This window comes from bacterium (genome assembly GCA_036504735.1).
In the GTDB taxonomy this organism is placed as follows: domain Bacteria; phylum Electryoneota; class RPQS01; order RPQS01; family RPQS01; genus DASXUQ01.
Genome location: DASXUQ010000009.1, coordinates 369167 through 395870, shown reverse-complemented (window position 1 = coordinate 395870; position 26704 = coordinate 369167). Strand labels below are relative to the sequence as shown.

Annotated in this window: 20 protein-coding genes; 12 read left to right on the top strand and 8 right to left on the bottom strand. The window is 58.2% G+C overall.

The annotated features are described in order from the left end of the window. Nucleotides 1–3 precede the first annotated feature (3 nt). From VGL38_09165 to VGL38_09145, 5 genes are all read left to right on the top strand, one after another. Complete coding sequence (locus VGL38_09165; GenBank protein HEY3295598.1) at nucleotides 4–1575, top strand: T9SS type A sorting domain-containing protein; 1572 nt, start codon at nucleotides 4–6, stop codon at nucleotides 1573–1575. Nucleotides 1576–1668: 93 nt separating this feature from the next. Next, a complete protein-coding gene (locus tag VGL38_09160; GenBank protein ID HEY3295597.1) occupies nucleotides 1669–3207 on the top strand; it encodes a T9SS type A sorting domain-containing protein in 1539 nt (512 codons plus the stop codon). A gap of 77 nt (nucleotides 3208–3284) precedes the next feature. Further along, nucleotides 3285–4853 carry a T9SS type A sorting domain-containing protein gene (locus tag VGL38_09155; protein ID HEY3295596.1) on the top strand — a complete coding sequence of 523 codons (1569 nt, stop codon included), beginning with the start codon at nucleotides 3285–3287 and terminating at the stop codon, nucleotides 4851–4853. 51 nt (nucleotides 4854–4904) lie between these two features. Continuing rightward, nucleotides 4905–6473: a T9SS type A sorting domain-containing protein gene (locus VGL38_09150; protein HEY3295595.1), complete on the top strand. Its 1569-nt coding sequence runs from the start codon at nucleotides 4905–4907 to the stop codon at nucleotides 6471–6473. Nucleotides 6474–6612: 139 nt separating this feature from the next. Further along, complete coding sequence (locus VGL38_09145; GenBank protein HEY3295594.1) at nucleotides 6613–7473, top strand: DMT family transporter; 861 nt, start codon at nucleotides 6613–6615, stop codon at nucleotides 7471–7473. Between the two features lie 98 nt (nucleotides 7474–7571). On the opposite strand, the gene VGL38_09140 is transcribed toward VGL38_09145, so the two are convergent. From VGL38_09140 to VGL38_09120, 5 genes are all read right to left on the bottom strand, one after another. Continuing rightward, nucleotides 7572–8846: an Nramp family divalent metal transporter gene (locus tag VGL38_09140; GenBank protein HEY3295593.1), complete on the bottom strand. Its 1275-nt coding sequence runs from the start codon at nucleotides 8844–8846 to the stop codon at nucleotides 7572–7574. A 162-nt stretch (nucleotides 8847–9008) separates the two neighbouring features. Continuing rightward, entirely contained in the window at nucleotides 9009–10271 is a 1263-nt protein-coding gene (locus VGL38_09135) for a DEAD/DEAH box helicase (GenBank protein HEY3295592.1), read from the bottom strand. A 134-nt stretch (nucleotides 10272–10405) separates the two neighbouring features. Next, nucleotides 10406–11605, bottom strand: a complete 1200-nt coding sequence (locus VGL38_09130) for a DUF2130 domain-containing protein (protein ID HEY3295591.1) — start codon at nucleotides 11603–11605, stop codon at nucleotides 10406–10408. 89 nt (nucleotides 11606–11694) lie between these two features. Beyond that, nucleotides 11695–12783, bottom strand: coding sequence for a hypothetical protein (locus tag VGL38_09125; protein HEY3295590.1), 1089 nt, complete (start codon nucleotides 12781–12783; stop codon nucleotides 11695–11697). Nucleotides 12784–13150: 367 nt separating this feature from the next. Next, nucleotides 13151–14434: a CBS domain-containing protein gene (locus VGL38_09120; GenBank protein HEY3295589.1), complete on the bottom strand. Its 1284-nt coding sequence runs from the start codon at nucleotides 14432–14434 to the stop codon at nucleotides 13151–13153. Between the two features lie 253 nt (nucleotides 14435–14687). On the opposite strand from VGL38_09120, the gene VGL38_09115 reads away from it, so the two are divergent. Both VGL38_09115 and VGL38_09110 read left to right on the top strand, forming a co-directional pair. Beyond that, on the top strand, nucleotides 14688–15989 hold the full coding sequence (locus VGL38_09115; protein ID HEY3295588.1) for a DUF1015 domain-containing protein: 1302 nt from the start codon (nucleotides 14688–14690) through the stop codon (nucleotides 15987–15989). Nucleotides 15990–16194: 205 nt separating this feature from the next. Next, a complete protein-coding gene (locus VGL38_09110) occupies nucleotides 16195–17691 on the top strand; it encodes a T9SS type A sorting domain-containing protein (GenBank protein ID HEY3295587.1) in 1497 nt (498 codons plus the stop codon). Nucleotides 17692–17796: 105 nt separating this feature from the next. Here VGL38_09110 and VGL38_09105 read toward each other — a convergent pair whose 3' ends face one another. After that, the gene (locus tag VGL38_09105) at nucleotides 17797–18234 is read right to left on the bottom strand and encodes a hypothetical protein (GenBank protein HEY3295586.1); all 438 of its coding nucleotides are present in this window, start codon (nucleotides 18232–18234) and stop codon (nucleotides 17797–17799) included. 330 nt (nucleotides 18235–18564) lie between these two features. Between VGL38_09105 and VGL38_09100 the strand changes: the two genes are divergently transcribed. The 5 genes from VGL38_09100 to VGL38_09080 all read left to right on the top strand — a co-directional run bounded on the left by VGL38_09100 (nucleotide 18565) and on the right by VGL38_09080 (nucleotide 23066). Further along, nucleotides 18565–18885 carry a ferredoxin family protein gene (locus tag VGL38_09100; protein HEY3295585.1) on the top strand — a complete coding sequence of 107 codons (321 nt, stop codon included), beginning with the start codon at nucleotides 18565–18567 and terminating at the stop codon, nucleotides 18883–18885. Between the two features lie 72 nt (nucleotides 18886–18957). Next, nucleotides 18958–19923 (top strand): aldo/keto reductase, encoded by a 966-nt coding sequence (locus tag VGL38_09095; GenBank protein HEY3295584.1) that lies wholly within the window; start codon nucleotides 18958–18960, stop codon nucleotides 19921–19923. A 146-nt stretch (nucleotides 19924–20069) separates the two neighbouring features. Continuing rightward, nucleotides 20070–20792, top strand: a complete 723-nt coding sequence (locus tag VGL38_09090) for an alpha/beta fold hydrolase (protein HEY3295583.1) — start codon at nucleotides 20070–20072, stop codon at nucleotides 20790–20792. 446 nt (nucleotides 20793–21238) lie between these two features. Beyond that, entirely contained in the window at nucleotides 21239–22675 is a 1437-nt protein-coding gene (locus tag VGL38_09085; protein HEY3295582.1) for an FAD-binding oxidoreductase, read from the top strand. Between the two features lie 166 nt (nucleotides 22676–22841). Continuing rightward, nucleotides 22842–23066, top strand: a complete 225-nt coding sequence (locus VGL38_09080; GenBank protein HEY3295581.1) for a hypothetical protein — start codon at nucleotides 22842–22844, stop codon at nucleotides 23064–23066. A 283-nt stretch (nucleotides 23067–23349) separates the two neighbouring features. Here the strand turns inward: VGL38_09080 and VGL38_09075 are convergent, their stop codons facing one another. Together VGL38_09075 and VGL38_09070 are read right to left on the bottom strand one after the other, a co-directional pair. Beyond that, nucleotides 23350–25035 (bottom strand): right-handed parallel beta-helix repeat-containing protein, encoded by a 1686-nt coding sequence (locus tag VGL38_09075; GenBank protein ID HEY3295580.1) that lies wholly within the window; start codon nucleotides 25033–25035, stop codon nucleotides 23350–23352. A 39-nt stretch (nucleotides 25036–25074) separates the two neighbouring features. Beyond that, nucleotides 25075–26580, bottom strand: a complete 1506-nt coding sequence (locus tag VGL38_09070) for a right-handed parallel beta-helix repeat-containing protein (protein HEY3295579.1) — start codon at nucleotides 26578–26580, stop codon at nucleotides 25075–25077. Between the last annotated feature and the right edge of the window lie 124 nt (nucleotides 26581–26704).

Sequence of the window (26704 nt, the reverse complement as noted above, 5' to 3'; positions counted from 1 at the left end):
GCCATGCATCACCTGACGCAAAAACTCGTGTTTGCGGTGCTGATTATCGTTCTGGTCAGTGCCGCCTACGGCATTCAGTACATGTACATTTCGGATTGCGAACTTACGACGTTCGGAGACAGCCCACTCTACCGCCATCCGTTCACGCAGGGCGACACGCTGATGGGTCCCGTGCACTCTAACAGTCTAATCGCCATATACAGCAGTCCGCAATTTTACAGTCTGGTCAGCACTACCGAGTGCGATTTCTGGCGAGGCCCCGGCTATAATCCCGGCTTCCACGGTCCTGCGCCGCAATTCCGCGCGCCGCACGTGGATATGCCGCTCATGGCAGAGAATCTGCGGGACGGCGCCATGATTCAGCGCACGTTCTACGACGAGCCGTTCCGCTCTTACCGCGTGTACTTGCGCGGTGACAGCGCGCTGGTCTGCCGCTATTGGACCGGAACGCCGTTCGATTCCAGCGACACGTGGATGGTCGCCCTTGTGATGCGGCGCTGCATGTTCTTTGACGGCCCGCTGGAAATCCTCGGCCATCTGAGCGGTCAAGTTTCCATCGGCAGTTCCCACAACATCCGGATTCTGGACAATATCCGCTATGATGACGCCGATTCCCTCACCGGAGACACTCCGGAGAGCAGTCCGAATCTACTCGCGCTGGTCTCCGAGCATGACATCAAGATCGCCAACACGCCCGCCAATGGCCGCTGGAATTCAAATGGCCGGGGATTCAATCAGACCAATCCCGATTCTACAAGCGTGATCATCACTGCGGCGCTGTATGCTCTGAGCGAGCATTTCACCTTCGAACAGCAGAACGATATCGACAGTGGGTACGTGTATGAAGATCCCGCCGGCACGCCGCACAGTGATGAACGAGGTATAATTTACCTCTACGGCAGTCTGGCGCAGCGGCGGCGTGGCTATCTTCATCGCTCTTCGAATACCAGCACCGGGTACGATCTGCACATGCGCTATGACCCGCGCCTTGCCCACATGACCATGCCCTGCGGTTTCGAATTCGATGAAGAGCGGCGACCCTCAACCGATACCCTCGATTTTGGTACGGTGCCGGTCGGGACCACGGTGTGGGATACGGCGCGCGTGTATCTTTCGGTGCCGGGTGATCTCGGCTCGGTGATTGCCAATACGCCGTTCTTTGCCACCCGGGTGCCGCCCTTCCATAGCGACAGCTTTGCCATTCCCACGCGGTTCACGCCGACGCGCGCCGCGCAGTTCAGCGGTATCCTCTACATCAGCGCGGGAACACGCTACTTCCAGATCGTGCTGCGGGGACGCGGGATGCCCGCCCGTGCGCCGGTGAACGTGGACATTTCGCCCAATCCGTTCAACCTGACCACGGTGATCCGCTATGATCTGCCGGAATCGGGTGCCGTGAAGATCGTGCTCTACGATATCTTAGGCCGCGTGGCCCGGCAAGTGGATCTGCCCGCCGAGGGCGCCGGTGCACACACGCTGAAACTGGAGGCCAACGGTCTGGCATCCGGCGTCTACTTTATAAATCTGCACGCCGCAGGCCAAACCATTACCCGTAAGGTGCTCCTGCTGAAATAATCTCATTGTTCCGGCCGGGTTAAGTGCGTGCTCTTGCGGGAGGGAAACGGCTTAACCCGCGCCGGGGTACTTTCACCGTGTGGGAGGGAAACCATGCGTTATGTCGCATGTCTGTTATGGCTGTGCGTCGCGGCTCTGCCGTGTCATGCCGCCTATTTATGGCTGTCCAATGATGGACAGCCTTTGCCGCAGGATAGCTCGATCTGTCCGTTCATTACGGGCGATACCATTCAAGGTGAGGTGCACTGTAATGGCCCGCTGGCCATCGCGGGTCATCCCGTATTCTATGGCCAAGTGAGTATTTCCGCGCCGGCTTTCAGTCATGGGCCGGACTACAATCCTGAGTTTCACGGTCCGCAGCCGATTTTCAATGCACCGCAGGTCGAAATCCCCACCACCCTGACCAACCTGCGCCAAGGTGCGGCCATGCAGGGACAGTTCTATGACTTCCCCGGCAAGCAGTTCCGGGCAACGATTGCCGGTGGCACCATCTACTGCGACATGTGGGATGAGGGTACACCCTTTGATTCCACCGAGCGCTGGCCGATTCCGATTGTCGGGCGGGCGTGCCTGTTCTTTGACGGTCCGCTGGAATTAAAGGGATCCGGTCTCACCGGTCAGGTGACCATCGGCTCGTCTCACGACATTCGGCTGATTGACAACATCACCTATGCGGGTGCAGGGCCTCAAGGACAGATCCCGGTGAACTCACTGGCCATACTCGGCATCGCCTCCGAACATGACATCAAGATTGCCAATACCCCGGCCAATGGGCGCTGGAATTCCGATGGGCTCGGTAGTAGTCAAAATAATTCCCATCTCACCAGCATCGTGATCGATGGCCTGCTCTGGGCGGGAGGCAGCATCACCTTCGATCAGCAGAATGATATCGACAGTGGCTATGTCTGTGAGTGTGTGCCCGACGAGCGCGGCACAATTTATCTTTATGGCAGCATGGTACAAAGCCATTGGAAGCCCCTGCGCCGCAGCACCAACACCTTCACCGGCTATATGCTGCAAGCACGCTACGATTGGCGCATCGACCGTATTCTTCCGCCGTGCTGGCAGCACCTTCCGGGTGACGAACCGCTGGTCACCGATACTCTTAATTTCGGCAATGTAGCGGTGGGCCAGACGGTCTGGGACACCGCCTATATCGTGCTGCCGTCCGCCGTGACTCTGGGCTCGGTCATTGCCAATTACCCGTTCTATGCCACGCGGGTGCCGCCATTCGTCAGCGATAGTTTTGCCATCCCTACCCGTTTTATTCCACCCCGCGTCGGGCAGTTCACAGGCATCCTGTACATCAGCGTGACCGGAGATTATTTCCAGATTGTGCTGCGTGGCCGCGGCATGCCCGCGGGTGGACCGCAACCGGTGGTCTTCGATGTCGCTCCCAATCCTTTCAATCTGACCACCACGCTAAGCTATTCCCTGCCTGAAGCCGGCGCCGTGAAGATTACCCTGTTTGATGTGCTGGGCCGCAGTGTCAAGCAGATGGACTTTTCGTCCGTACCCGCCGGAGCCCACACCGCGCAACTGAACGCCGAAGGCCTCTCCTCCGGCGTCTACTTTGTCAGCCTGAAAGCCGCCGGCCAAACATTAACACAAAAGATTTTGCTGCTGAAGTGACACGCTGATAGCAGCAGGTACCTTTCCTCGTTCATCGTTTATCGTTCCCCGTTCATCGTTTCCCCCGGGAGGGTTCAATGCACGTTCGCTTACAACATCTGGTCTTCGCGGCGCTGGTGGTGTCCCTTGTATCGCTGGCCTACGGCATCAACTACTTCTATCTTTCCGATTGCGAAACCACCCCGTTCGGTGACCGCATTCGATTCTGGACGCCGGATACGATCGAAGGCCCCGTGCACTCCAATGGCTTGCTCGCTATCGAAGGTACACCCCAGTTCTATGCGTCGGTAACCACTTCGGAGTGCGATTTCTGGCGTGGACCGGGCTACAATCCCGGCTTCCACGGCCCCCTGCCGCAGTTCTGCGCGCCGCGCGTGGAAATCCCGCATCGTGCCCAGGAATTGCGCAATTGCGCGATGATTCAGAGCATGTTCTTCGCCGATATGGCCAAGTCCTATCGCGTGCATCTGCGCGGCGATTCCGCGCTGGTCAGCCGCTGGTGGACCGGGACACCCTTTGACTCGACAGACTCCTGGCTGATCACCCTGCCTCGCGGCCGGTGCATCTTCTTTGACGGCCCGCTGGATATCGAAGGCCACATGAGCGGCGAAGCATCCATCGGAACGGCGTGCGATCTCCGGCTGCTGGATAATGTCGTATACGACGATGCGGACTCACTGACGGGCCGCACCCCCTTGACCAGTATCAATTACCTGATGCTGGTTTCGGAGCATGACATTAAGATTGCCAACACTCCCGCCAATGGCCGCGAGAATTCCAATGGCGAGGGCCTCAGTCAGCCTGATCGTAACCTTTCCGGCATCGTCATCAGCGCCGCGCTGGTTGCGCTCGGCGAGAGTTTCACCTTCGAGCAGCAGAACGACGTGGACAGCGGCTATGTCTACCAGATCGGCGATCCGCCGCAACCCGCCCAAGACGACCGCGGCACCGTGTATCTCTACGGCTCGCTGGCCCAAATGCGTCGCGGCTATGTGCACCGGTCATCCAACATGTCTACGGGCTACGCAAAGCAGTACCGCTGGGACAGGCGCTTTGCCGCGTGGATGCCTCCCGGAGCGCTGTCGTTCGACGCTCCCCGCCCCCGCACCACCGACACCTTGGATTTCGGTACGGTTCCGGTTGGGCGGACGGTCTGGGACACAGCGCGAGTCTACCTGAATGTCGTCACTACCTTGGGAGCCGTCACCGCCACACCTCCCTTTTATGCCACCCGCGTGCCGCCGTTCGATAGCAGTTCCTTCCATATTCCCGCCCGCTTCACGCCGACACACACCGGACAATATTCCGGAATTCTCTACATCTATACTCCGGCACAGTCGTTCCAGATCGTGCTGCGGGGTCGCGGCATGCCCGGCGGCAACCCTTCGCCGATGGTCTTCGATGTTTCCCCCAATCCCTTCAACCTGACCACCACCTTGCACTACTCTTTGAGCGACCCCGGCGAAGTGACTATCACCCTGTTCGATGTTTTGGGCCGCAGCGTCAAACAGATCGATCTTTTAAAGGTCGAAGCCGGAGCGCACGACGTGAGCCTCAGTGCCGACGGCTTGGCCACCGGGGTCTACTTCGTGCGGTTACAGTCCGGACAGCAGATGGCTATGAAAAAGCTGCTGCTGCTCAAGTAGCTTCCGCCCGTTTTTACTTTTCGCTTTTTGCTTTTACTCCGGGAGGGTACCATGCAAATTCGTTTACAACATCTGGTCTTCGCGGCCCTGCTCATATTCTTGGTGTCGCTGGCGTATGGCATCAACTATACGTATCTCTCCGACCAGGAGATGTCAATCTTCGGGGACCGCATCAAGTTTTGGACCTCGGACACACTGCAAGGCAGTGTCCACTCCAACAGTCTGATCGCCATTGAGGGCAGTCCTCAGTTCTACGGTCAGGTCAGCACTACGGAACGGGATTTCTGGCGCGGCCCCGGCTACAATCCCGGCTTCCACGGCTTTATGCCAATTTTCCGTGCGCCGCGCGTCGAAATACCCAGCCAACTGACCGAGCTACGCCGCTGTGCGATGATTCAGGATCTGTTTTTCTCCGATGCGGGCAAGTCTTATCGCGTGCATCTGCGCGGGGACACCGCGTTGGTCAGCCGTTGGTGGACAGGGACTCCCTTCGATTCTTCCGACAGTTGGGCTGTCCCGTTGGGACGCCGCCGATGCATGTTTTTCGACCGTCCGTTGGATATCGAAGGCCACATGAGCGGTGAAGTCTCCATCGGCTGTTCGTATAATATGCGACTGCTGGATAATGTGGTGTATGATGATGCCGATTTGACCCATGGAGTTACTGTTCCCCCCGAGAGTCCGAACTACCTGATGCTGGCCTCGGAAGCCGATATCAAAATCGCCAACACTCCGGCCAATGGCCGCGAGAACTCCAATGGGCTGGGCATTAACCAGAGTGATCCCGATCTGACCAGCATCGCCATTTCTGCTGCGCTCTATGCGCTGGGCGAGAGCTTCACCTTCGAACAGCAGAACGATTTGGATAGTGGTTACGTCTATGAAAATCCCGTAGGCACACCGCACCGCGATGATCGCGGCTCGGCCTATGTCTATGGGTCTTTGACACAAAAACGGCGCGGTTCGCTGCACCGCTCCACCAATATCTCCACGGGCTATTTCGTACACTATCGCTGGGATCCGCGCTTTGTGCCGTGGAGTCCGCCCGGGGTTCCATCCTATGATGACAATACCTCTCGCAATACCGACACGTTGAACTTCGGAGATGTCCCCGTGGGCCAGACGGTATGGGACACCGGCTATGTCTATGTTGGTGTAGAATGCAATCTCGGCTCGGTCACGGCTACTTCTCCCTTCTGGGCCACGCGGGTGCCGCCATTCTACGCCCGGGGGTTCAACATTCCCGCTCGCTTCACCCCAACTCATACGGGGACCTTTTCCGGCGTCCTCTACATCAGCACACCCTACCACTATTTCCAAATCGTCCTGCGCGGCCGTGGTCTTCCCGGCGGCCATCCTTCGCCGGTGGTCTTCGATGTTTCCCCTAATCCCTTCAATCTGACCACCACCTTGCATTACACCCTTTCCGAACCCGGCGCAGTGAAGGTCACCCTCTTCGATGTCTTAGGCCGCAGCGTCAAACAGATCGATCTGTCCGCCGTAGAAGCTGGAGACCATAGCATAAACCTCAGCGCCGACGGCTTGGCCACGGGTGTGTACTTTGTCCGGTTGCAGGCTGGTCAGCATCTGGCGACGAGGAAGGTATTACTGCTCAAGTAGCCGCGCCCGACAGCCTCTCGAATTGAAAGGCCCTGCCTGATCCGCCCACGCGGAATAGGCAGGGCCTTTTTCAGGTTTCCAGTCTTAAGTCTTTCCCTTTCCTATTTCAAATTTCCTATTTTGTTACTATCTTGGCCTCATGCTTGTTGCCTATGTGAGTCTGTTGTCCCTGACGTTGGCGTGGGGATTTACCTTTCCGCTGGTGCAGGCCGCGCTGCATTCCGCCTCGCCGATGGTGTTTATTGGCCTGCGGTTCGGTCTGGCGGCGGTAGTGTTTCCGCTGCTGGTCTGGCCGCGCGCCTTCCGCCTGAACCACACCCTGCTTTGGAAGGGCGCCGTGCTGGGAATTTTGCTCGGCGCGGGCTACGCGCTGCAAACCTTCGGGCTTGGCCTGACCACCGCCGCGCGCGCGGGATTTCTGACAGGCACTCTCGTACCCATGACTCCGCTGTTTGCGTGGCTGCTCTTCCGCGAGCGCATCAACCGCCGGCAAATTATTGCGGTAGTTCTGGCCTTTGCCGGAACCGCCATCATGTCCGAACCATCGGCAGGCGGCCTCAACCTCGGCGATGCGCTGACACTGCTCTGTGCAGTCAGCTTTGCCTTGCAGGTGGTCTATGTGGGCCGCTGGGCCAAACATGAAAATGAGATCCAGCTTTCCTGGCTGCAAATTGCCGCCGTCATGCTGCTGGCCGGCCTGGCCATTCCCCTCGAGGCTCCGCGCTTGACCTTCTCGCCGCTTCTGCTGGCCGCGCTGCTCATCACCTCGCTGCTTGCCACCACTCTCGGCGTCTGGGCACAGATGCGCTATCAGCCCCGCATCTCCACCACTGCCGCCGCCATCATCTATGCCATGGAACCGGTGTTCGCCGGACTCGCCTCGTGGATTATCCTCGGCGCCGTCCCCGGCATCGCGACCCTCACCGGCGCGGGTTTCATCTTCGCCGGCATGCTGCTCTCCGCTTCCACCCCGTCCCCCGTCAAACCCGAAATCCCGTAGATCTCTTCGCCCATGGATAAAACAAAACGGCCGCATGATTGCGGCCGTTTCTGTTTTCGGGGTCCGGGTTTCCTATTTCGGATTTCCTATTTTCCCGCCTACTCTTTCCCGGTAAACTGCATCACCAGATACAGCAGCGAGAGCAGCGTGATGGCCCCCATAAAAATCCAGCAGACATAGTTGTAAAGGCGGCCATTGACATAGGTGCCCATCAGCCGCTTGTTATTGACAAACAGCAGAATCGGCACCACGGTGAAGGGCAGCATAATCCCGTTGACCACCTGCGAGAGTAGCATCACGCCGATCAGCGGCAGGCCGGGTATCATCACAAACAGGCCGCCGATTACGATCAGCGCCGTATACAGAAAGTAGAACTGCCTGGCTTCCGAATACTTCTTGTCCAGACCGCTTTCCCAGCCCATCGCCTCGCAAATCGTGTAGGAAGTGGAGATCGGCAGGATCGAGGCCGCAAACAGGCTGGCGTTCAACAGACCGAGCCCGAAGAGGATCGAGGCAAACCGTCCCGCCAGCGGCGCCAGCGCCTTGGCGGCTTCATCCGCCGTCTCTACCCGCACCGCATGGACAAACAGCGTGTCCGCGCAGACCACTACAATGAACAGCGCCACCACACTGACCGTGATCCCGCCGAAAATCGTGTCCATCCGCGAATAGCGGTAATTCTTCAGCGGAATATTCTTCTCGACCACCGAAGCCTGTTGGTAAAACTGCATCCACGGCGCAATGGTGGTTCCCACCAGGCCGATCAGCGTAAACAAATAGGCGCGCTCGCTGGTAATAGTGGGAATCACCAGCGATTTGCCCACCGCCAGCCAGTCGGGCCGCACTTCGACGCCGCTGATAATATAGGCCGCATAAAACAGCGTGGCCACTAAAAAGATCTTCTCGATGGTGGCATAGGTTCCGGCAATCACCAGCGCCCACACCAGCGCGCCGGCAATCGGCACACTGACCCAGCGCGGCACACCGAACAACTCTCCCGCCGCCGCCACACCGGAAAACTCCGCCAGCACGTTGCCGAAGTTTGTCGCCAGCAGCGCGACCATCAGGTAGAAGGTCCAGCGCGCGCCGAACTGCTCGCGGATCAGGTCCGAGAGCCCCTTGCCCGTCACCACACCCATACGGTTGACCATCTCCTGAATCATGATCAGGGCCACGGTCATGGGAATGAAGATCCATAGCGTGGCCAACCCGTAGTGCGCGCCCGCCACGGAGTACGTGGTGATGCCGCCCGCGTCGTTGTCCACGTTGGCTGTAATTATCCCCGGTCCCATCACGGACATAAACAGCAGCAGCCGCGCCCATGTGGGATTGAACCGGGATTTAATATTGCGGATGGGAGATGGAAAGGTCAAAGGAAGTTGCTAAAAATGACTGGAGACGTAATGGAACGCTGAAAGAGGAAAGGGAAAAAGGGTATACCGCCGAAGCATAAATACAAACAAGGCATAATTAAGCCGCAATCCATTGCCCATGTGCGTTTCTCTATGCACTGATGAACAATGGCTTGCGTTCCCTCAGCGTTTCCTCGGCAGCGCTTTCCTTCGCGACGAATGGAAGCTGGTGGGAATGGTCTTCTTGTTCACACTGGCCCGCTGCAGGGAGTTGCGGGTTTCCGGTGCGGCCACGCCGTAATCGAAATCGCGCAGCGCCACGCGGGGAAGCGCGCGGCCCAGATGGCTTTCGATCTGCCGCATTTCGTATTCCTCTTCCGGTGCCACCAGTGTAAAGGCGTCGCCCACGGCTTCGGCGCGCGCCGTGCGGCCGATGCGGTGCACATAATCTTCCGGCGTTGCCGGAACGTCGAAATTGATCACGTGGGTGATTCCTTCCACGTCCAGACCGCGCGCCGCGATGTCCGTCGCCACCAGCACTTCAAACTTGCCGCGCTTGAACCCTTCCAGCGCCGCGATCCGCTGATTCTGCGTACGGTCGCCGTGGATCACCGCGATCTTCAGACCCGATTTGCCCAGCGCCCGCGACAGCTTGTCCGCGCGGCGTTTGGTGCGCGTGAAAATCAGCACCGAGGGCGATCCGATGTCCCGCAGCAGCGAGGATAGCAGATCCGGTTTCAGATGCGCCTGCACCGGATACACCGCATGGGTGATGCCCACCGCTGCCTGCGACGTGCGCCCGACCTGCACGCGCTCCGGATTGTGCAGCAAACTTCCCGCCAGCACCGCAATTTCCGGCGGCACCGTCGCGGAGAACAGCATCGTCTGCCGCTGCTTGGGAAGCATCGCCACAATCCGCCGCACGTCGGGCAGGAAACCCATGTCCAGCATGCGGTCCGCTTCGTCCAGCACAAACACTTCGAGCTGGTCGAACCGCACGTTGCCGTGCTCCACGTGGTCCAGCAGCCGTCCCGGTGTGGCCACCAGAATGTCCACGCCGTCCTTCAGCCGCTTGGTCTGCGGCACGATGGACACGCCGCCGATCACCACGGCCACTTTCAGCTTGGTGTGCTTGGCGTAGGCTTTCAGCGCCTCTTCGATCTGCGCCGCCAGTTCGCGGGTAGGGGAGAGGATCAGCGCGCGGAGCGAGTGCCCCTTCGTCTGCTGGCCCAGAAACTTGTGCAGGATCGGCAGCCCGAAGGCCGCGGTTTTGCCCGTGCCGGTCTGCGCCGAGCCGATCACATCCTTGCCTTCCAGCAGCGAGGGTATCGCCTGCTCCTGGATCGGCGTCGGCCGTTCATACCCCATTTCGGTCACGGCCTTGATCAGTCGTTCGTCCAGCCCGAACTTCGTAAAGTCCTTCGCCTGCGTTGTTGTCTTCGTCAAATGTCTTTCTTCTTTCGTTGTTTCCTGAAGCGCGCGCATAATGTCGCGCTCATCGTGAAGGCCTTGCCTTTCCATCTTGTGGACAGCCGATCGGCCGAACCACGGGATGGGCTGAAGGCCCCATATCCTATTTCCTATTTCTCATTTCCTATTTCCAATCTCCCGTCTTCGGGCGGCAACTGCAGCACCGGAATCTCCGAGAGCGCGTTGCCGATAATCGCATGCAGCTTGCCGTGAATCGAAATCGTGCTCGACTGCATGATCATGAGCTGCGTCTGCCGCTTCTCCCAGAGCTTGGTGATGCGCCGCATCTCATCGTTCAAATCCTTCTGCATGTCGCGGATGTTCTCCACAATCGCCTCGACCCGCTGGCGGAATTCCGGGCCGGAGAGATATTTGTAGATCAGCTCCATCTTGTAGCTCATTCCCTCGGCGGCGGTGCGCGCGTAGGAAATGCGGATCAGACTCTCGCGCAGCACGCAGGCCACGCCGATAGCCGAGGCAAAATCCGTCACCCACACGCCGTCTTTCTGGCCGAAGCAACTGATCTCTTTGGGCAGCGCGCGCGTCACCAGCACCGCCATCTCCGCCTTGCATTCCCGCTGGTCCTGCTTGAGTTTCGACACCCAGCCGTCCGACCAGTTCTTGGTGTTCTTGAATTCATAGAGAATGCACAGCGGATCGCCCGAGCCCGCGATGCGCTGGATCACGTCGCCGCCGCGCACGCCCTTAGCTACCGGCTGAATTTCATCGTCGGGGAAGTTGATGCGCAGTTGCTCTTCCAGTTCCAGTTCCAGAATCTCGCCCTGTGTCTGCTGGCTGCCCTGCTCCAGCTTGCGCTTCATCTCATCCACCTGCTTCAGCGCGTCGCCGAGCTGCTTCTCTTTTTCCTTGAGCTTCAGTTCGTGCTCTTCGTCGGCTCGCTTGCGTCCTTCCAGCAGCAGCCCGTCCCGCTCCTCGGCCATCTTGCGCGTCAGTTCCAGTTCGATGTTCCGCGCCCGCTCATCAAGGTCCCGCTGCTTTTTGCGCAGGTCCAGTTCGAGGGTGTGCGCTTCGTCGAGCTTTTTGGCCTTCTCTTCGAGTTGCGCCTGCAAATCCTTCAGTTCCACCGCCACGTCTTCCCGCGCGCGCACCTTCTCCGCTTCGAGCCGTTCCTTGATCTGCTGCTCGACACCCTTGCGCTCTTCCTCGAGCTTCTGCTCGTACTTCGCCTGCAAATCGGCGGCGGCGCTCTTGTATTTTTCGCGGTACTCGTTGGCGATCTGCTGCGTCATCGCCTCCGTCACCGCAAAATTATGCCCGCACTTGGGACACTTGATCTGTTGCTCAGACATGGCTCTTATCGAAGGTTAGAAAATTCTCTGTCTCGTATCGTGCCCGCGCACCACCATCAAATCCGTAGCCGCGCACGGCAGTGCGTCCACTAATGCCGGACGACATCCCGCTGCGCCACATACGGCCGCAGCTTCGGCACTGGTTTTAACCGCAACCGCCACTCTATGGTGTTCCTGGGGTACAGCGCAAATGGCGCACGTTCCACCCATCCGGCCTCGAAGTACCCCTTAGGCGTAATACCCGTGCGAGTGCCTATTACACGGCCAAGGTAACCCGCGGAGCGCAGGTGTTCTGCGATCTGATCCCCTCCAGAAAACATTGCAGCCCCGGGAGGAAGGTTTCGCTGTGGTTCGAGGCGCATAACCTGATCGTAATAGCCGAGCGGGAGATTGGAACCGCTCGTAGTGTCGCCCAAATCTTGAATCCACCCATCTTGTCGACGCTGACTCCACACGCTGTCACCATCCGCACTGAGGCGCATTATCAGATTTTCCGAGGATTGTTTCGAACTCCCACGAGGCCATGATAACTGCCCGCTGAGCAGTAGTTCTCCGTCGGGTGCAGCCCACACTCGTAGGAAACGCATCCCGACATTCTTGTGACCATAAATGTGGTTCCAGAGTTTCCGGCCTTTGGAGTCGAGCACCACCACCCAGCCGTCGCTGTTCCAGTCGCAAAGGTTAACGTCAGCGCTGTCCGCATAGGCTTGACCGACGGAAACGATCCGTCCGTCCGGTGTCACTGTTGCATCCATCAGCCAATCCGTGTAACCGCTGCCGAATTGGCGTAGCCATTGCCGTTGCCCTTTGGCGTCGGTTTTCGAGACCCAACCGCCTTGACCCTTCCCGTTGGGCCGCATAAAACCCGACCCAGCCATCACAAACCCGCCGTCGGGACACGGCACTACTACTCTGTTGCCGCCACCATTTCCAATTACATACGTCTGTGCCCACAGCACTTCGCCTGCCTCGCTGATGCACAACATCCATGTTGGCCCGGCGGCAACGATGTTGCCTTCTTTTGTCCGCATCAATGTGTGAAGGCTGCGGTAGTCGTCCCCTTCTCGCCAGTAACAATTCTCCCATTGCGTACCGCCCATGCTGTCGGTCATCATTATCCAGCAGGCCCCGCCCTGCGTATGCACATAGTAGCAACTATCGGCTGTCCCACCAAGCACAAATCCACCGCTCGAAGTTGCGACCGCTGCCCTACAGCGTGTTTCAGCACCCATACTGAACGTCTTAGCCCAGAGAACATGCCCTGCAGAGTCGGTGCGCGCAAGGAAAGCGTCCGTTTTCGGCGACCTGCGGCGCGATTTGGGCGTCTGCGCCTGTGCTACGAGTATTCCCAAGCCTATCAATAGGCACGTTGTTAGCAGTCTCATGCTTGGTGCGCCAGCCAATGTGCGTTTTGCTTTTGGGCAGAATGTAGCGCGATGAATCGCGCGACCACAAAGTTTTTGTGACAAGATTCGCCGAGGACCACGCGGTATTCCCGCGTTGTCCCCCCGCCGCAGGCGGCTTCGTGGTGAAGCTGACTCAGCTTCAGTCTGCTTTCCACGCCCGGTACAAATGCGGCAAGAGCTGGTCGAAGCCGTGCTTGAAGGTGATCACGCCGCGCTGCACGCCGTCGTCATCGACCACCGGAAGGCAGAGGAAATAGTAGCGCAAAAAGGTCTCGGCGATTTCCGTGACCTGCGAATCGAGGTGCAGGGTAATCAGCCGCGGCTGCAGAATGTTGCCCACCTGCAAACGCGGGTCCGTGCGCAGCAGATGGCGCAGACTGAGTGCGCCGATCAATTTGCCGTCGTCATCGTGCAGATACACGTAGTAGATCGACTCCACATCCTCCGCCGCTTCGCGCACCGCTTCCATCGCTTCCCCCACCGTGCGGTCCGCGCCGATCTCCACATAATCCGTCGTCATCAGGGAGCCCGCCGTATCTTCGGAGTAGGTCATCAGCTCCTCGATCTCGGCCACCTCCTCCTCGCTCTCCATCGCCTCCATAATCCCCGAGGCGGCTTCCTCGTCGATGTTCGCCAGAATGTCCGCCGCTTCCGAAGGCTCCATCTCCTCTAAGATGTCCGCCGCCAGCTCTTCGTCCATCCCCTCGATGATCGACTTCTGCACATCCTCGTCGGTCTCCTGCAAGGCCTCGGCGGCGGTCTCCGGCTCGAGGGCCGCCACCATCGCCTGCCGCTGCTGGTGATCGAGGTCTTCGAGGATGTCCGCAATTTCGCCCGGATGCAGATCATTCAGCCGCTGCGCACCCACCGTCAGACGGATCGGTTCCATGTGCGCCGTCTGCGAGGAGACCGGCTGCACGAACTTCCAACTGATCAGTTCGTCGTGGATCTCCTTGCCCAGCACTTTGAAGGTGGAGCGCATCGGCGCTTCCCAGCCTAAGCGGCGCATCAACCCCGCAAAGCCCACATCCACATGCACGATCCACTGCCGCTCGCCGATCAGCAGATGCACGTCGTTCACGCGCACCACCTTGGCGCCTTCCACGTCCACGATCTGCTTATCCCACAGCATGTCGCGCACGCCCACGTCATTCGGTCCCATCTCCAACGGCATGATCCGCTGCTCATCCACCGTAAGGTGGCCCTTTTTGAACAGATCGGCATATTCCTGCGCCGTGGCCGGGTAGAGCACCAGCTCCTGCCGGTGCCGCAGCACCAGGCCCTTCACCTGCGGATAGAGTTCCGTTAAGGTGGCCACACAGTCCCAGATACGGCCCATGGACGTGCCCAGCTTCTTGCTCTTGGCCGGCCGCCCTAAAAATTCGGATAGAAAATGCAGTTCTTCGACAATACGGGCTGTCATAGGAAGTCTCCTTCGCAGAATCCCCGTTGCGATAACTCGCGGTGGGGACTCTCCAGAGTCCCCCCGCAATGGTCAGCGGGACCGGGTGGCTTTGGAAAGCCACCACGGCGGCCCTTGGGGCTTGCCTCACACAGGTTCAACTTAACAACATAGAAAATTCCATCATGTTAGTCAACCGCCCGGCTTGATTTTCCGACCCGGTTTGCGTATTTTTGTACAAAGCAGCTCACGTGTTTTATTGGGAAATCCGTTCATGGCTAAAATCGCACCTTTCGTCGCTCTGCGCTATGACCAGAGTGCCGCTGGGGACATTAACAAGCTGGTTACTCAGCCCTACGACAAAATCGACCGCGCGCTTCAGGTCAAGTACTACGAGCGCCACCCCTACAACATTGTACGCGTCATCCTCTCCGATGAATCCGTGGCTGACAAAGAAACCCCTTATCCCGGCGCGGGCAAGACCCTGCGGGAGTGGGTGGACAAGGGTCTTCTGAAGAATGATGCCCAGCCGGCCATCTATGTCTATTATCAGACGTTCAAGTTTCGTGGTCAAACCTATACCCGCAAAGGGTTTATCGCCTCGGTTGAACTTGAAGAAAAGGGCGTTCGCGCCCACGAGCACACCCTGGCCGGGCCTAAGGCCGACCGTCTGCGGTTGCTGCGCGCCACCGAAACCAATGACGAAAACATCTTCATGCTCTTTTCCGACCCGCAGAACGAGTCCGTGAAGATCATGGATGCCGCCATTGCCGGTCAGAAGCCGCTGATTGAAGCCGTGGATGACTTCGGCGAGACCCACAAGGTCTGGGCAATCACCGATCCGGCCACTGTGGCCAAGCTGCAAGCCTTGGTGGCTCCCAAGGAACTGTTCATCGCCGATGGCCATCACCGTTTCGAAACTGCTGTAAATTATAAAAATGAGTGCCTTGCCAAGGGCTGGAAGCCGGAAGGCAGCCAGGGCTTTGACCATCGCATGATGGCCCTCTTCCCGATGGAAGACCCGGGTCTGGTGATCTTCCCCACCCATCGCCTCGTCAAGAATGTCTCCGATTTCTCCACCGACAAGCTGCTGGCCGCCCTCTCCAGGAACTTTGAGATCGAGCCGGTGAAGTCCGCCGATGAGCTGACCAGGAAGATGGAAAACCGCAATGGCAAGAATGTGTTCGGCATGGCCGCCGTCAATGCCCCGGCCCCGTTCTATTTCCTGAAGATCAAGGATCCCAAGGTGATGGACACCGTGGTGCCGGATGCTTCCGAGCCCTCCCGCCGTCTTGACGTGACCGTGCTCCACAAGCTGATCCTCGAAAATGAGCTGGGCATCGACAAGGCCAAGCTCGAAGCCTTCACCAATGTGGAGTACGTGCGCCACACCGAAGAGGCTATGGAAAAGCTGGGCAAGGGCGGCATTCAGGCCGTCTTCCTGCTGAACCCGACCGATGTCAAGAATGTCAAGGACGTCGCCAGCGTCGGCGAGCGCATGCCCCAAAAGTCCACCGACTTCTACCCGAAGCTTCTGGCCGGCCTGGTGATGATGCCGCTGAAGATTAAGAAATAGCTGAAACGCTGAAAGGGGCAACCGCGCGATTTATCGCGCCTCTGTAGCGCCGCACGGCTGTGCGCTCTTCCTCCTCAAAACGGAGAAAAGGGTCATGATAGACGGAGCCGCGTGAACAAAATGTTCGCGCGGCTCTTGTTTTTGTGGTACAATTTGGCGAATTTGAGACAATTCCCGTTTCCGCTGCAAATAGGGAGGCTGCCCCATGAAACCGCTCGGATTTCTTCTCCTCCTCATATTCCCCCTCCTCGCCTCCGCCCAGCTTGTTCCGCTGGAGTTGGACCAGACGATTACGCTGCCTCAAGCCGGAGCCATCTGGGATGTGATGCCGCACCCAGATGGGTATTATCTGTGGGTGCAGGCGGTGACGCACGACTCGACGCAGACGCGAATCTACTGGGGAAGGACAGATTCGGCGGGGGTGGACTCGCTGGATTTGAGCATCGGCTCGCCCATATCCATACATGCATTCTGGGGTGGCGGGTACGAAGCCGAAGTCCTCATTGCCAGTTCCTTCTCCACGGCATGGTCCGTTGAATCCTTCCAGGTTTTTCGTCTCTCCGATGGTGCGCCGTTGACTCCAGCGCTTGGCTGGCACTATGAGCACACAGACCTGCACCAGCACTGGGATATTGACGAATACCGGGTTGCCACAGCCGCTCCGTTGCCACCGCCGCCCGCCGTTAGTACAATCGTGCCCGCGCTGATTCGGTACCATTACCACTATCTCGACGACGAAGGTTCTTCCCGCTTCACGGACGACACTCATAAGGGGCTCCTCTTGGCGAATATTCTTGCGGGAGACACGACCGTGACAGCCCGCTTGGATATGGTTTCAAGCGCCGCTTGGGCTTGGGATGGCCGGACCGTCCATCTTGCGCGCGCAGGTACCAGTACTTCGAGTTTTGAGGGTCCCGGCGGAAATCATGTCAGTGTCAATTATCGAGCAAGCACGCTGGAACTCATGGCTGACACGGTTCGCGAATCGTGGGCAGCAGCCTGTGGTTTGCCGGATAGCAACTCGGACCTTTGTTTTGAAGGCGACGTGCTTTGCACCTATGACAGTACGACGGGAAGGCCTGTATTCTTCGGCGACGTCGGGTCCAACTGGGCAGCGGAGGACAGTCTCGGCGAACTCTGGCGGATTCCCAACAGTTATTGGACAACACTGGCAGCGAATGTGATCGGCGGCAATTCGTCGGAGGAGTTTCTGTGTTACCGGTGGAATCAGCAGGACTTCGAGGTTCTGAATGCCACAAATGGCCATTCCTATGGTCATACGGATACTCTGGCCATTGATCCGTGGTCGTTTGACCTGAGGATTATCGGTCGCTATGACGGATCTGCTCGCAGATTAGGAAACCGCGATGGCAGCCGCATCAAGCTATACCGCTTCGGTGAGTATCTTGACATCGATGTCGGCCAGAGGTCGGCGCAAGTAGAATCATATTCGCTGTCCGCCTTCCCCAATCCCTTCAACCCCGCCACGCAAATTACCTTCACCGTGCCGCGCGCGCAGCGAGTGAAGCTGACGGTCTACGACATCATGGGACGGGAAGTGCTCCTGCTGACAAACACATCGTATGAGGCAGGCGAGCATCAGGTGACTTTCGACGGAAGCAACCTACCTTCGGGGATCTATTTTGCGCGGCTGGCCACTGGATCAGTCAACAAGACGCAGAAGCTCCTCCTGCTCAAATAGAATAAGAGCGGACTGCCGTCCGGCACTACAAGAAGCCGGAAATGCCAACGGGCGCGGAAAAACTCCGCGCCCGTTATGCGCTTGAACGAAGGTGAAAGGAAGAAGTTACTTGGCGGCGGCGGTCGTCCACATCGGACGGCCGGATTCGTCGCGGAGTTTCAGTTCAGCCTGATCGTGTTGCAGTCTCTGGGCCATGATGACCTTATGGCCGTGGAAGTCCACCAGCGAGCCATCCACGGTGATCTGATCATGAGCCTTCAGGTCAAAGTGATTGTCCTTCAGATAGGCTTCGGGGCCAATCAGTACGGTCTGATCGCCGGTGCCCGTCTTCACGGTCAGCACCACGCGGCTTCCCTGATTGTCCCGGCCTCCCCGGGTCTTCACGTCGGTGATCTCTCCGCTCACGGTCTCATGTTTGCCCTTCTGGAACAGTTTCTCCTGCTTGGCCGTGGACTTGTGCTCCTTAGCCGCAGCCGGCAGGCTGACCGCCACAACACCAATCAGCAGCATCAGGTACATCACGAGGTACATCGCGCGCTTCATACATCATCTCCTCTATAGCTTAAAGTCGCAAAGCCTTATCTCCTGCCTGCGAATGCCCTTTAGACACCGCCCGCCCAAGGAGGTTTAAACCGCCTTACAACCGGGTCTTGGGATTTTCCCGCAAAAAATAACCGGACATGGCCTCCCTCTACAAATCTTTTTTCATCAGGAAAATGTGAAATCGTTGCAATTTCCATTGCTTATTTGCGGGAGATTTGCCATATTACCAAGCGTTTGAAGAGCGGGCCCTAAGCCCGCTCTTTCGACAATGGTATTTGTTTTTATTGATTTTAACATTTTGATTTCGGATTAGTTAGGACTGAATTAACGATGACATTCGTGATTACCGACAAGTGCCTCGGCGAACAGTATGCCTCATGCATGCAGGTTTGCCCGGTCTACTGCATCTACCCCGGCGACTACGAAGGCCAGCCCTTCGCGGTCATTGACCCTAAACTGTGTATTGACTGCGGAGCCTGCGTCCCCGAGTGCCCCGTGGAAGCGATTATCGAACATCCCGACGAAGATCCCGTCTACGCGGAGATCAACGCCAAATTATCCCCTTTATTCAAAAATAATCCCGTGCCCGATCCCCGCCCGGCCACCGACCCGCCCCGCCGGGGAAATGTGTACGAAAAGCCGAAGTCTTAAGCTTTATTCCGACGGGCATGACATGTCGTGCCCCTACGGCAGACGTTGGCCATACCATCCCGGATCTTAATTATGAAATTCCGTACGATTGATAATACCGCTTTGAAGGTGTCCGAACTGTGCATGGGCACGATGACCATGGGCTGGCAGACGGATGAAGCCCTGTCCCATCAGATTCTTGACCGCGCTTTCGACCGGGGCATTAATTTTGTGGATACGGCGGACGTCTACAGCAGTTGGGTGGAAGGCAATCCCGGCGGAGTCGCCGAGCGCATGGTCGGCACATGGCTGAAGACTAAGCCGCGCGACCGGATTGTGCTGGCCACCAAGGTGCGCGGGCGGATGTGGGAAGGGGAAGACGGCGAAGGGCTGGGACGCAAACATATTCTGCGCGCCTGTGCCGATTCGCTGCAACGGCTGCAGGTCGACTACATCGACCTCTACCAGTGCCACGCGCCGGATCCGAATACGCCGATTGAAGAAACCGTGGATACACTCTGCGAACTGATCCGCGAAGGCAAAGTCCGCTACATCGGCGTCTCCAATTTCCCCGCAGACCTCACGCGCCGCGCCAATGACTACGCGCACACCCATTACCAGTGCAAGTTCATCTGCACCCAGCCCAAGTATAATCTGATCTGCCGCAAGGCCTTCGAAGATGATCTGCTGCCCTATGTCGAAGAGACGAAAATGGGCGTGATCCCCTATTCTCCCCTCGAAGGCGGACTGCTGACGGGCAAGTACAAAGCAGGCCAGCCGCTGCCGCAAAACGCGCGGCACACGCTGAACCAGCGCGCGTCCGATAAGATGACGCCGCAGGTGCTCAAAGTGCTGGAGCTGCTCGAACTGATGGCCCGGAAGCGCGGCGAAAGCATGACCCAGACCGCACTGGCCTGGCTGCTCTCCAAACCGTTTGTCACCAGCCCGATCATCGGCGCGACCTCCATCCAGCAATTAGACGATTCCCTCACCGCTTCGGGCAAACGCCTGTCGCAGGAAGAGGAAAACGAACTGGACGAAGTGAGCAACGGACTGTGAAGAAAATTGGAAATGTGAAATAGAAAATAGGAAACAGCCGTCCATTCATTTTCGCTTTTCGCATTTTCGCTTTTCGCTTTTTTTGTTTCGTATTCAATCAACGCGGCTTGTGGCCGCCATCGACATAGGACATTACCCAGAAGACCATGTTACATCATCAATCCATCGGGAGCGGACCGCCGGTATTAGTGCTCCCCGGCATGTTAGGGACAATCGAGTCCCAGTGGAAACGCTACCTTCAGCCCATCGCCGATATGGGCTATACCGTCATTGCCGCCGATCTGCCCGGACACGGGCCGTCGGAAATGACCAAGAGCCTGACCATGCGCGTGATGGTCGAAGAGATCGACCGCCTGCTCAACGGTCTGCATGCCGAACCTGCCGTGCTGCTCGGTTACAGCACGGGCGGTTATGCCGCGCTGTCCTATGCCCTCAAGCATAAGAACCGCGTCGTCGGTGTGTGGATGCACGCCACCAAGTTTTACTGGTCCGGTGAAGAAGCGGAAAACCTCGCCGCCGAACTGGATGTCGCCTACCTCGAAGAGAACAACCCCGACCGTCTGGCGCAACTCCGCAGCGAACATGGCGACGAGAAGCTCGATGCCATGATGCCGTGGCTGGCCAAGATGATCACCGGCATGCCCGATAGCGGCCTGACGGAAATGGATCTCGAAGACAGCGAACTGCCGGTGATGGTTTCCGGCGGCGACCGCGACGAACTGGTGCCGGTCAACGAAGTCATCGATCTGTACCGCGCTCTGCGCCGCGGACAGCTCTGTGTCTTCCCCGATACCAATCACCCGCTGGACAGCCTGCGCGATCACGTCTTCCTCCCGGTCTTCCGCGATTTCCTGAACCGCCTCGACTAAGCAGGCGTGACGCCTGCCCCCGGGTCGCCTGCTCGGCGGCGTAGGGGTTCGACGTGGAGACCTTGCTATCCTTCCTCTGCTCCCCTTTCCCTATTTCATGGGGAAAGGTCCCGGACCTCGACGAAGGCGGGGCCGGGGGATAGGGGTCTGCCGGCACAAACAAACTTAGGATAAGACTCTGCCGTAGGGGCACGACCTGTCGTGCCCGTGAACTCCTGTTGCGTTTTGACCCCACTATCTGCCGCGCGAAGTGTACAACCGCTTCGCGCGGCTTTTGTTATCCCATGGCATAGCAATTGATACTACCGCTTGCCCAAAGCGGTACAGATGAGGGTTTCGGAACTGTAGGTTTACCTACTGCGTGTATTTCTCATAGTGAAATGTTTCAATTAACGGCAACGTGATTCCCTTATTAACTCATCTATCTCGATCATACAGGAGGCGGCATGGCAATGATGGACGCGGTACCTCCGCAACCGGCAGCAGTGGACGATGCGGCGGTCACACGACTGAGGTCGGATCTTCGTGGCATGGTGATTCGACCCGGCGAAGATGGATATGATGCGGCACGGGCCGTGTGGAATGGAATGATCAACCGGCGTCCGGCGTTTATCGTGCGCTGCCTCGGTTCGGCGGATGTGATTGCGGCGTTGAGCTTTGCCCGGGCCTATCATCTGCCCGTGGCAGTACGGGGCGGCGGGCACAGTTTTCCCGGCTATTCGGTATGTGATGATGGCTTGGTGGTGGATTTTTCCCTGATGAAGGGTGTGTGGGTGGATGCCGACCGCAAGACGGTGCGCACCCAACCGGGAGTTACCTGGGGACTGTTCGACCATGAAACCCAACTCTTCGGCCTGGCAACCACCGGCGGCCTGATTTCCCATACCGGAATCGCCGGGCTGACGCTGGGCGGCGGCATCGGCTGGCTGATGCGCAAGCATGGACTATCGTGCGACAATCTGCTTTCGGTGGATGTTGTCACCGCCGACGGCCAGTTCATTACCGCCAATCACAAGCACAATGAAGATCTCTACTGGGGTGTGCGCGGCGGTGGCGGCAACTTCGGTGTGGTGACCTCCTTCGAATATCAGCTCCATAATGTCGGCCCGATCATCTACGGCGGCGCAGCACTGTACCGCGCCGAGAGGGCCAGCGAGTTGCTGCGCTTTTTCCGCGACTTCACCGCCAAGGCCCCCGATGAACTGACGTCGATGGTTGCGTTTATGACCGCACCGCCCGCACCGTTCGTACCTGCTGAATTGCAGGGCAAGCCGATGGTGGCGCTGGCGGCATGTTATTGCGGCGATCTGGCCAAGGGCGACGATGCCTTGAAGCCGGTGCGCCTCTTCGGTCCGCCCGACGTCAACCTCTTCGGTCCCATGCCGTACGTTGCGATGCAATCCATGTTCGATGCATCGGCTCCTCCGGGGATTCAGTGCTATTTGAAATCCGATTTCCTGAACCGTCTCGATGATGCGGCCATCGATCTGATCTGTGAGTTTGCCTCGCGCCGCACCTCGCCGAATTCCGAGGTCCACGTGCAGCATCTGGGCGGCGCCGTCAGCAAAGTCGGTGAAGGCAAGACGGCCTTCGGCCAGCGCGACGCCACATATGTCCTCAACTGGATCTCCTTGTGGAATGACCAGAGTCCGCCCAATGGGCATATTCAATGGTCCCGCGACGCATGGAACGCGCTGCGGCCCTATGCCAGTGGCAATGTGTATTCCAACTTTATGCAGGATGACAACGAGCGCACTCGCGCCGCCTACAGCGACCGCACCTTTGCCCGGCTGGTGGATCTGAAGCGGAAGTACGATCCCGAGAATATGTTCTGCTTCAACCAGAATCTGGTGCCCGAAGAAGAGACCGTAGCGGTGCAGTAAGAAAGACCATCATGACAAAAAAGAAAGCTCCGCCGAATACGGACCGCTCCCGATAGATGATGCTGCGGAAGATCCGCAGGCCATTGAAGATTCGCTGGAAAGGGAAGCTCCCAATGAGCGGCGGGACCAGCTCTCTCCCGAATACGGTAACGTCACCACGCAATGGATGACTCCGCAGGAGACCCGCTTCACCCCCGACGGCAAGGCAGACTATCCCGAACCCGAATCGGAGTTCCGCGCCCGTGGCGAGAACATTGAAGGCTCTCTGCAGCAACAGCAGGAAGAAGAAGAGAACCCCGAGCCCGCAGTGGAATCATCCGACGTGTCCACTCAGGTCCGCAATGCCGAATCCGACGCCCAAGGCGCCGAACTGGAAGGACACGAAGAATAACGAACCCCCATCCCTGACCCTTCCCCCACTAAAGTGGAGGAAGGGAACAGTTCATTAAAAGGGCGGCCATAACGGTCGCCCTTTCTGCACTCCCTATCCCTTGCCATTCAGGACCCCGCCCCCAATGATTTGTCATCCTGCCCGTCTTCGGGAAGGACCTCGGGGTCGCTATTTCTCCATGCCGAGTCGGGGTAGGGGCCGGTCTAAGACCGGCCCGCCGAACCATTACCACATCCACAACCCGCCCGAAACCTAACCCTCATCGGCCTTCTTCTTTTGGCTTTTACTTCATCAGCACAATCTTCTGCATACGGGTTAGCTCTCCTGCCTGCAAACGGACAAAGTACACCCCCGAGGCCAATCCTTCTCCGTCAAAGCGCGCTTCATGTTGCCCCGCTTTGAGTTGTCCATCCACCAGTACCCTCACCAGCCGCCCGCTAATATCATACACCTGCAGCGCGACCCTGCACTCGCGTGGAAGATCAAACGCGATACGCGTAGCCGCATTGAAGGGATTGGGGTAGGAAGAAAGGCTAAAGGCGGAAGGATAAAGGATGACGTCCCGATGTGCCGCATTCGGCTGCGGGAAGTAATACGCGCCGATGTCGGCCACGGTGCCATCCGGATCACGCGGCGAGGCAGGATCCCCGGCGTCGATGCACGGAGAGTTTGCCGTCAGATGATAGTCTCCCGCCGCCGTATCGGCAAACAGCGGATCAAGAAAAATGTTCTGATAAACATCGCAGGAATCGCCGTTGGTGTTGGTTTGGATGACGCGTCCCATAAGGGTATCCGACATGATGACCGCGCCGCCGTCGGCGTTGCCGAAGATCAGGCTGTTGCGAAGCTGCGCATGTGTCCCAAAGAGCGCGATGCCTGAGCCACGCCGGCTATTGGCAACAATGGTGTTGACCACGCTCACGGTGTCTTCTGCCTGCCTTTCCAAGTGCCAACTTACGGCAGCGCCGCCGAAGGTATAGCTTCTTACGACGGTGCAGTTAGTCATGGAGCCGTTCGCCATCACAATGGCTCCGCCACGGCTTCCCGCCCTGTTATCCGCAAACAGGCAGTCCCCAACCGTCAGCGCAAGCGGGTTATCGGCGGCCACGGCACCCGAGTTAATGGCTCCACCGTCGGCACCGACATCTACAGAGTCTCCGAGGAATGCGCAACCGGTAACATGCAAGATGCCTGTGTGATGCAGGATCGCGCCGCCGCCATCGGGAGCCAGAGTGACGGCCCAGTTCTTCCGAAATACGCAATCTCTGATCGAGGATTCCCCATTCCCGAAGCACACATGAATCGCCCCGCCGCCACCGCCCGAAGCATTGCCCTCAAACAGACAATTCCGGATATCTGCCTTGGAGCCCAAGTTGATTCCGCCGCCGTATCCGCCGGAATTGCCGGTGAAGACACACTCCGTAATCGTCGCATCACAGCCGTATAGCCTTAACGCGCCGCCCATTGCAGATCCCCGATTGTAACGCAGACGGCTGTGGGATAAGTTCAATCCGATGCCGTTCTCAATTTGCAGCGCAGCCTGGTTGGCAATCGTATCGCGCGGCAGCCCTTGCATTCGTGTGCTGTCGCGGCGCATGTTCTCGATCACGCAGTAGCTCATGCGCACGGTATCCGCCGGAGTGTGCATCAGGATCCCGCACCAGCGCAGCGGATGGATTAGGGTGTCGGTAGTAAACACCACCGAATCCCCTTCCGCGCCGACGGCGCTGAAGGAGCCCAGGCTGTCCACTTCCAGCCGGTACAAGCCGTCAAAGTACACGCGCACCCCCGCGCCAATGTCCAATGCCTGCTCTCCCGGAACATGCACGTCACCCTGAATGACGTACGGGCTATGCTCCGCCGTCCAGTTGCCCGACACATTTCCCGCCGAAACCCACGTGGTATCGGCAAAAGCCCAGGAGGATAGCATGAGCAGAGCAATTACAGCAAGGCTAAATCGAGTGTTCATGGGATGCACCTTAAGTTGCAGTGATGATAGAAGCTCGGGTTACTTCAGCAGCAGCAATTTGTGAGTCCGCACCAGGTGATTGGCGCTGAGGCGGGCAAAGTAAACACCCGACGGCAGCGCAGCGCCCTCGAAGGTGAAGCGGTGCTCTCCGGCGGCACACACTTTCGCCAGCAGTGTCTTCACGATCCTGCCTTGCAGGTCGTATACCGCCAGCGTGGCCTGCCCCGTTTTCGACATCGTAAAGGAGATTTCGGTCGACGGATTGAACGGATTCGGGTAGGAAGAAAGGATAAGAGACGAAGGATAAGAGACAAAGGCCAGAGCAACCCTGTTCGGATGCGGGAAGTAATGCGCGCCGATATCCGCAAGGGTGCTGTCGGGATCATTCGGCGATGCGGGATCGCCCGCGTCAATGCACGGCGAAGTCTCTGTCAAATGGTAATCTTCCGTCGCGGTGTCGACCAGCAACGGATCAAGCAGCACATTCATGTACGCGTCGCAGAGGTCACCATTCCGGTTGACTCCGGCGCTCTGGCCGACACGACTGCCCAAAGGAGTTACATTGCCGCCGCTGTTGCCATAAAGCAGGTTGAAGCCGATTGTCGAGGAGTCCGCATCGGGAAGATGCATACCGGGGCCATGATTGAAGGCAATAATGTTGTTCCGGACACCCGCCCAGTCCTGCAGATGGATGCCCGCACCTTCGGCGGCGGTGTTCCCGATGATCGTGTTTTGGCGCATGGACGGACGCCAGGGGCAGCCGTTGAGCCGCAAGCAGATTCCGCCGCCAAGCGACGCGCTGTTATGAGTGATGACGCAGTGGTCTATCACCGTGGATGAACAGATCAGAAGGCCGCCGCCCGCACCAGGTGTTGAATTGCTGTCAAACAGGCAGCGCACGAACTTGGCCGATGCAGGGCTGCTCGTCTGGCTTCCCATCGCTCCGCCGCAACTGTCGGCATGATTGCCCACAAAGCGGCAGTCCTCAAAGACCAGAGAAGTATCTCCGACTGGCACCCAAACCGCACCACCGCCCAGTGCCGCGTTATTCAGAAAATCGCAACGCTGAAACCTGAGTGGTGAGTGCGAGGCATACAAGAGCACACCGCCTTCTCCGCCTGAATAGGGCGAGTCCGGATTGGGAACGAAGTTGTTGCGGAAGACGCAATCCGTGATCGTGCCGGTGCCGAAGTCGGAGAAAAAGACACCGCCTTGGAGCGCCGAGTTGGACTCGAACAGACAGTGGGAGATGTCCACGTACCCTTGCAGGCATGCCACACCACCGACGCTCGCCCGATTGTCGCGGCAAGTAGAGTTCCGCATGGTCAGCGGTGCGGACACCATCCATAAGAGCCCGCCATAGCCTGCACAACGGGAATGTTCCAGCACACACCATTCGAAACGGCAGGTGTCTGCGTCGGGAGAGAAGTTTATTCCATCCCAACCTTCCAGATAGCCAAAACTGTCGTAGGCAAGAGTATCCAGCGTGAAATAAACCGAGTCTTCTACCGCGCCGATAGCTTCGAGTCGGGCGGTGGCTTCCACGTAAAACTGGGCATGTGCCGAAAAACAAACGCGAACACCGGGACTAATGTGGAACGTCTGGCCGCCCAGCACCCAAGCCCCGCTGCGGATTACATACGGACTGTGCTCCGCCCCCTATATTCCG

What these genes read in the sequence shown, in the direction of transcription:
- VGL38_09160 (HEY3295597.1), top strand. Translation starts at nt 1,669, where the DNA reads ATGCGTTATGTCGCATGTCTGTTATGGCTGTGCGTCGCGGCTCTGCCG.
- VGL38_09085 (HEY3295582.1), top strand. Translation starts at nt 21,239, where the DNA reads ATGGCAATGATGGACGCGGTACCTCCGCAACCGGCAGCAGTGGACGAT.
- VGL38_09105 (HEY3295586.1), bottom strand. Translation starts at nt 18,234, where the DNA reads ATGAAGCGCGCGATGTACCTCGTGATGTACCTGATGCTGCTGATTGGT.
- VGL38_09075 (HEY3295580.1), bottom strand. Translation starts at nt 25,035, where the DNA reads ATGAACACTCGATTTAGCCTTGCTGTAATTGCTCTGCTCATGCTATCC.
- VGL38_09080 (HEY3295581.1), top strand. Translation starts at nt 22,842, where the DNA reads ATGACTCCGCAGGAGACCCGCTTCACCCCCGACGGCAAGGCAGACTAT.
- VGL38_09155 (HEY3295596.1), top strand. Translation starts at nt 3,285, where the DNA reads ATGCACGTTCGCTTACAACATCTGGTCTTCGCGGCGCTGGTGGTGTCC.
- VGL38_09090 (HEY3295583.1), top strand. Translation starts at nt 20,070, where the DNA reads ATGTTACATCATCAATCCATCGGGAGCGGACCGCCGGTATTAGTGCTC.
- VGL38_09120 (HEY3295589.1), bottom strand. Translation starts at nt 14,434, where the DNA reads ATGACAGCCCGTATTGTCGAAGAACTGCATTTTCTATCCGAATTTTTA.
- VGL38_09095 (HEY3295584.1), top strand. Translation starts at nt 18,958, where the DNA reads ATGAAATTCCGTACGATTGATAATACCGCTTTGAAGGTGTCCGAACTG.
- VGL38_09150 (HEY3295595.1), top strand. Translation starts at nt 4,905, where the DNA reads ATGCAAATTCGTTTACAACATCTGGTCTTCGCGGCCCTGCTCATATTC.
- VGL38_09145 (HEY3295594.1), top strand. Translation starts at nt 6,613, where the DNA reads ATGCTTGTTGCCTATGTGAGTCTGTTGTCCCTGACGTTGGCGTGGGGA.
- VGL38_09100 (HEY3295585.1), top strand. Translation starts at nt 18,565, where the DNA reads ATGACATTCGTGATTACCGACAAGTGCCTCGGCGAACAGTATGCCTCA.
- VGL38_09130 (HEY3295591.1), bottom strand. Translation starts at nt 11,605, where the DNA reads ATGTCTGAGCAACAGATCAAGTGTCCCAAGTGCGGGCATAATTTTGCG.
- VGL38_09165 (HEY3295598.1), top strand. Translation starts at nt 4, where the DNA reads ATGCATCACCTGACGCAAAAACTCGTGTTTGCGGTGCTGATTATCGTT.
- VGL38_09110 (HEY3295587.1), top strand. Translation starts at nt 16,195, where the DNA reads ATGAAACCGCTCGGATTTCTTCTCCTCCTCATATTCCCCCTCCTCGCC.
- VGL38_09115 (HEY3295588.1), top strand. Translation starts at nt 14,688, where the DNA reads ATGGCTAAAATCGCACCTTTCGTCGCTCTGCGCTATGACCAGAGTGCC.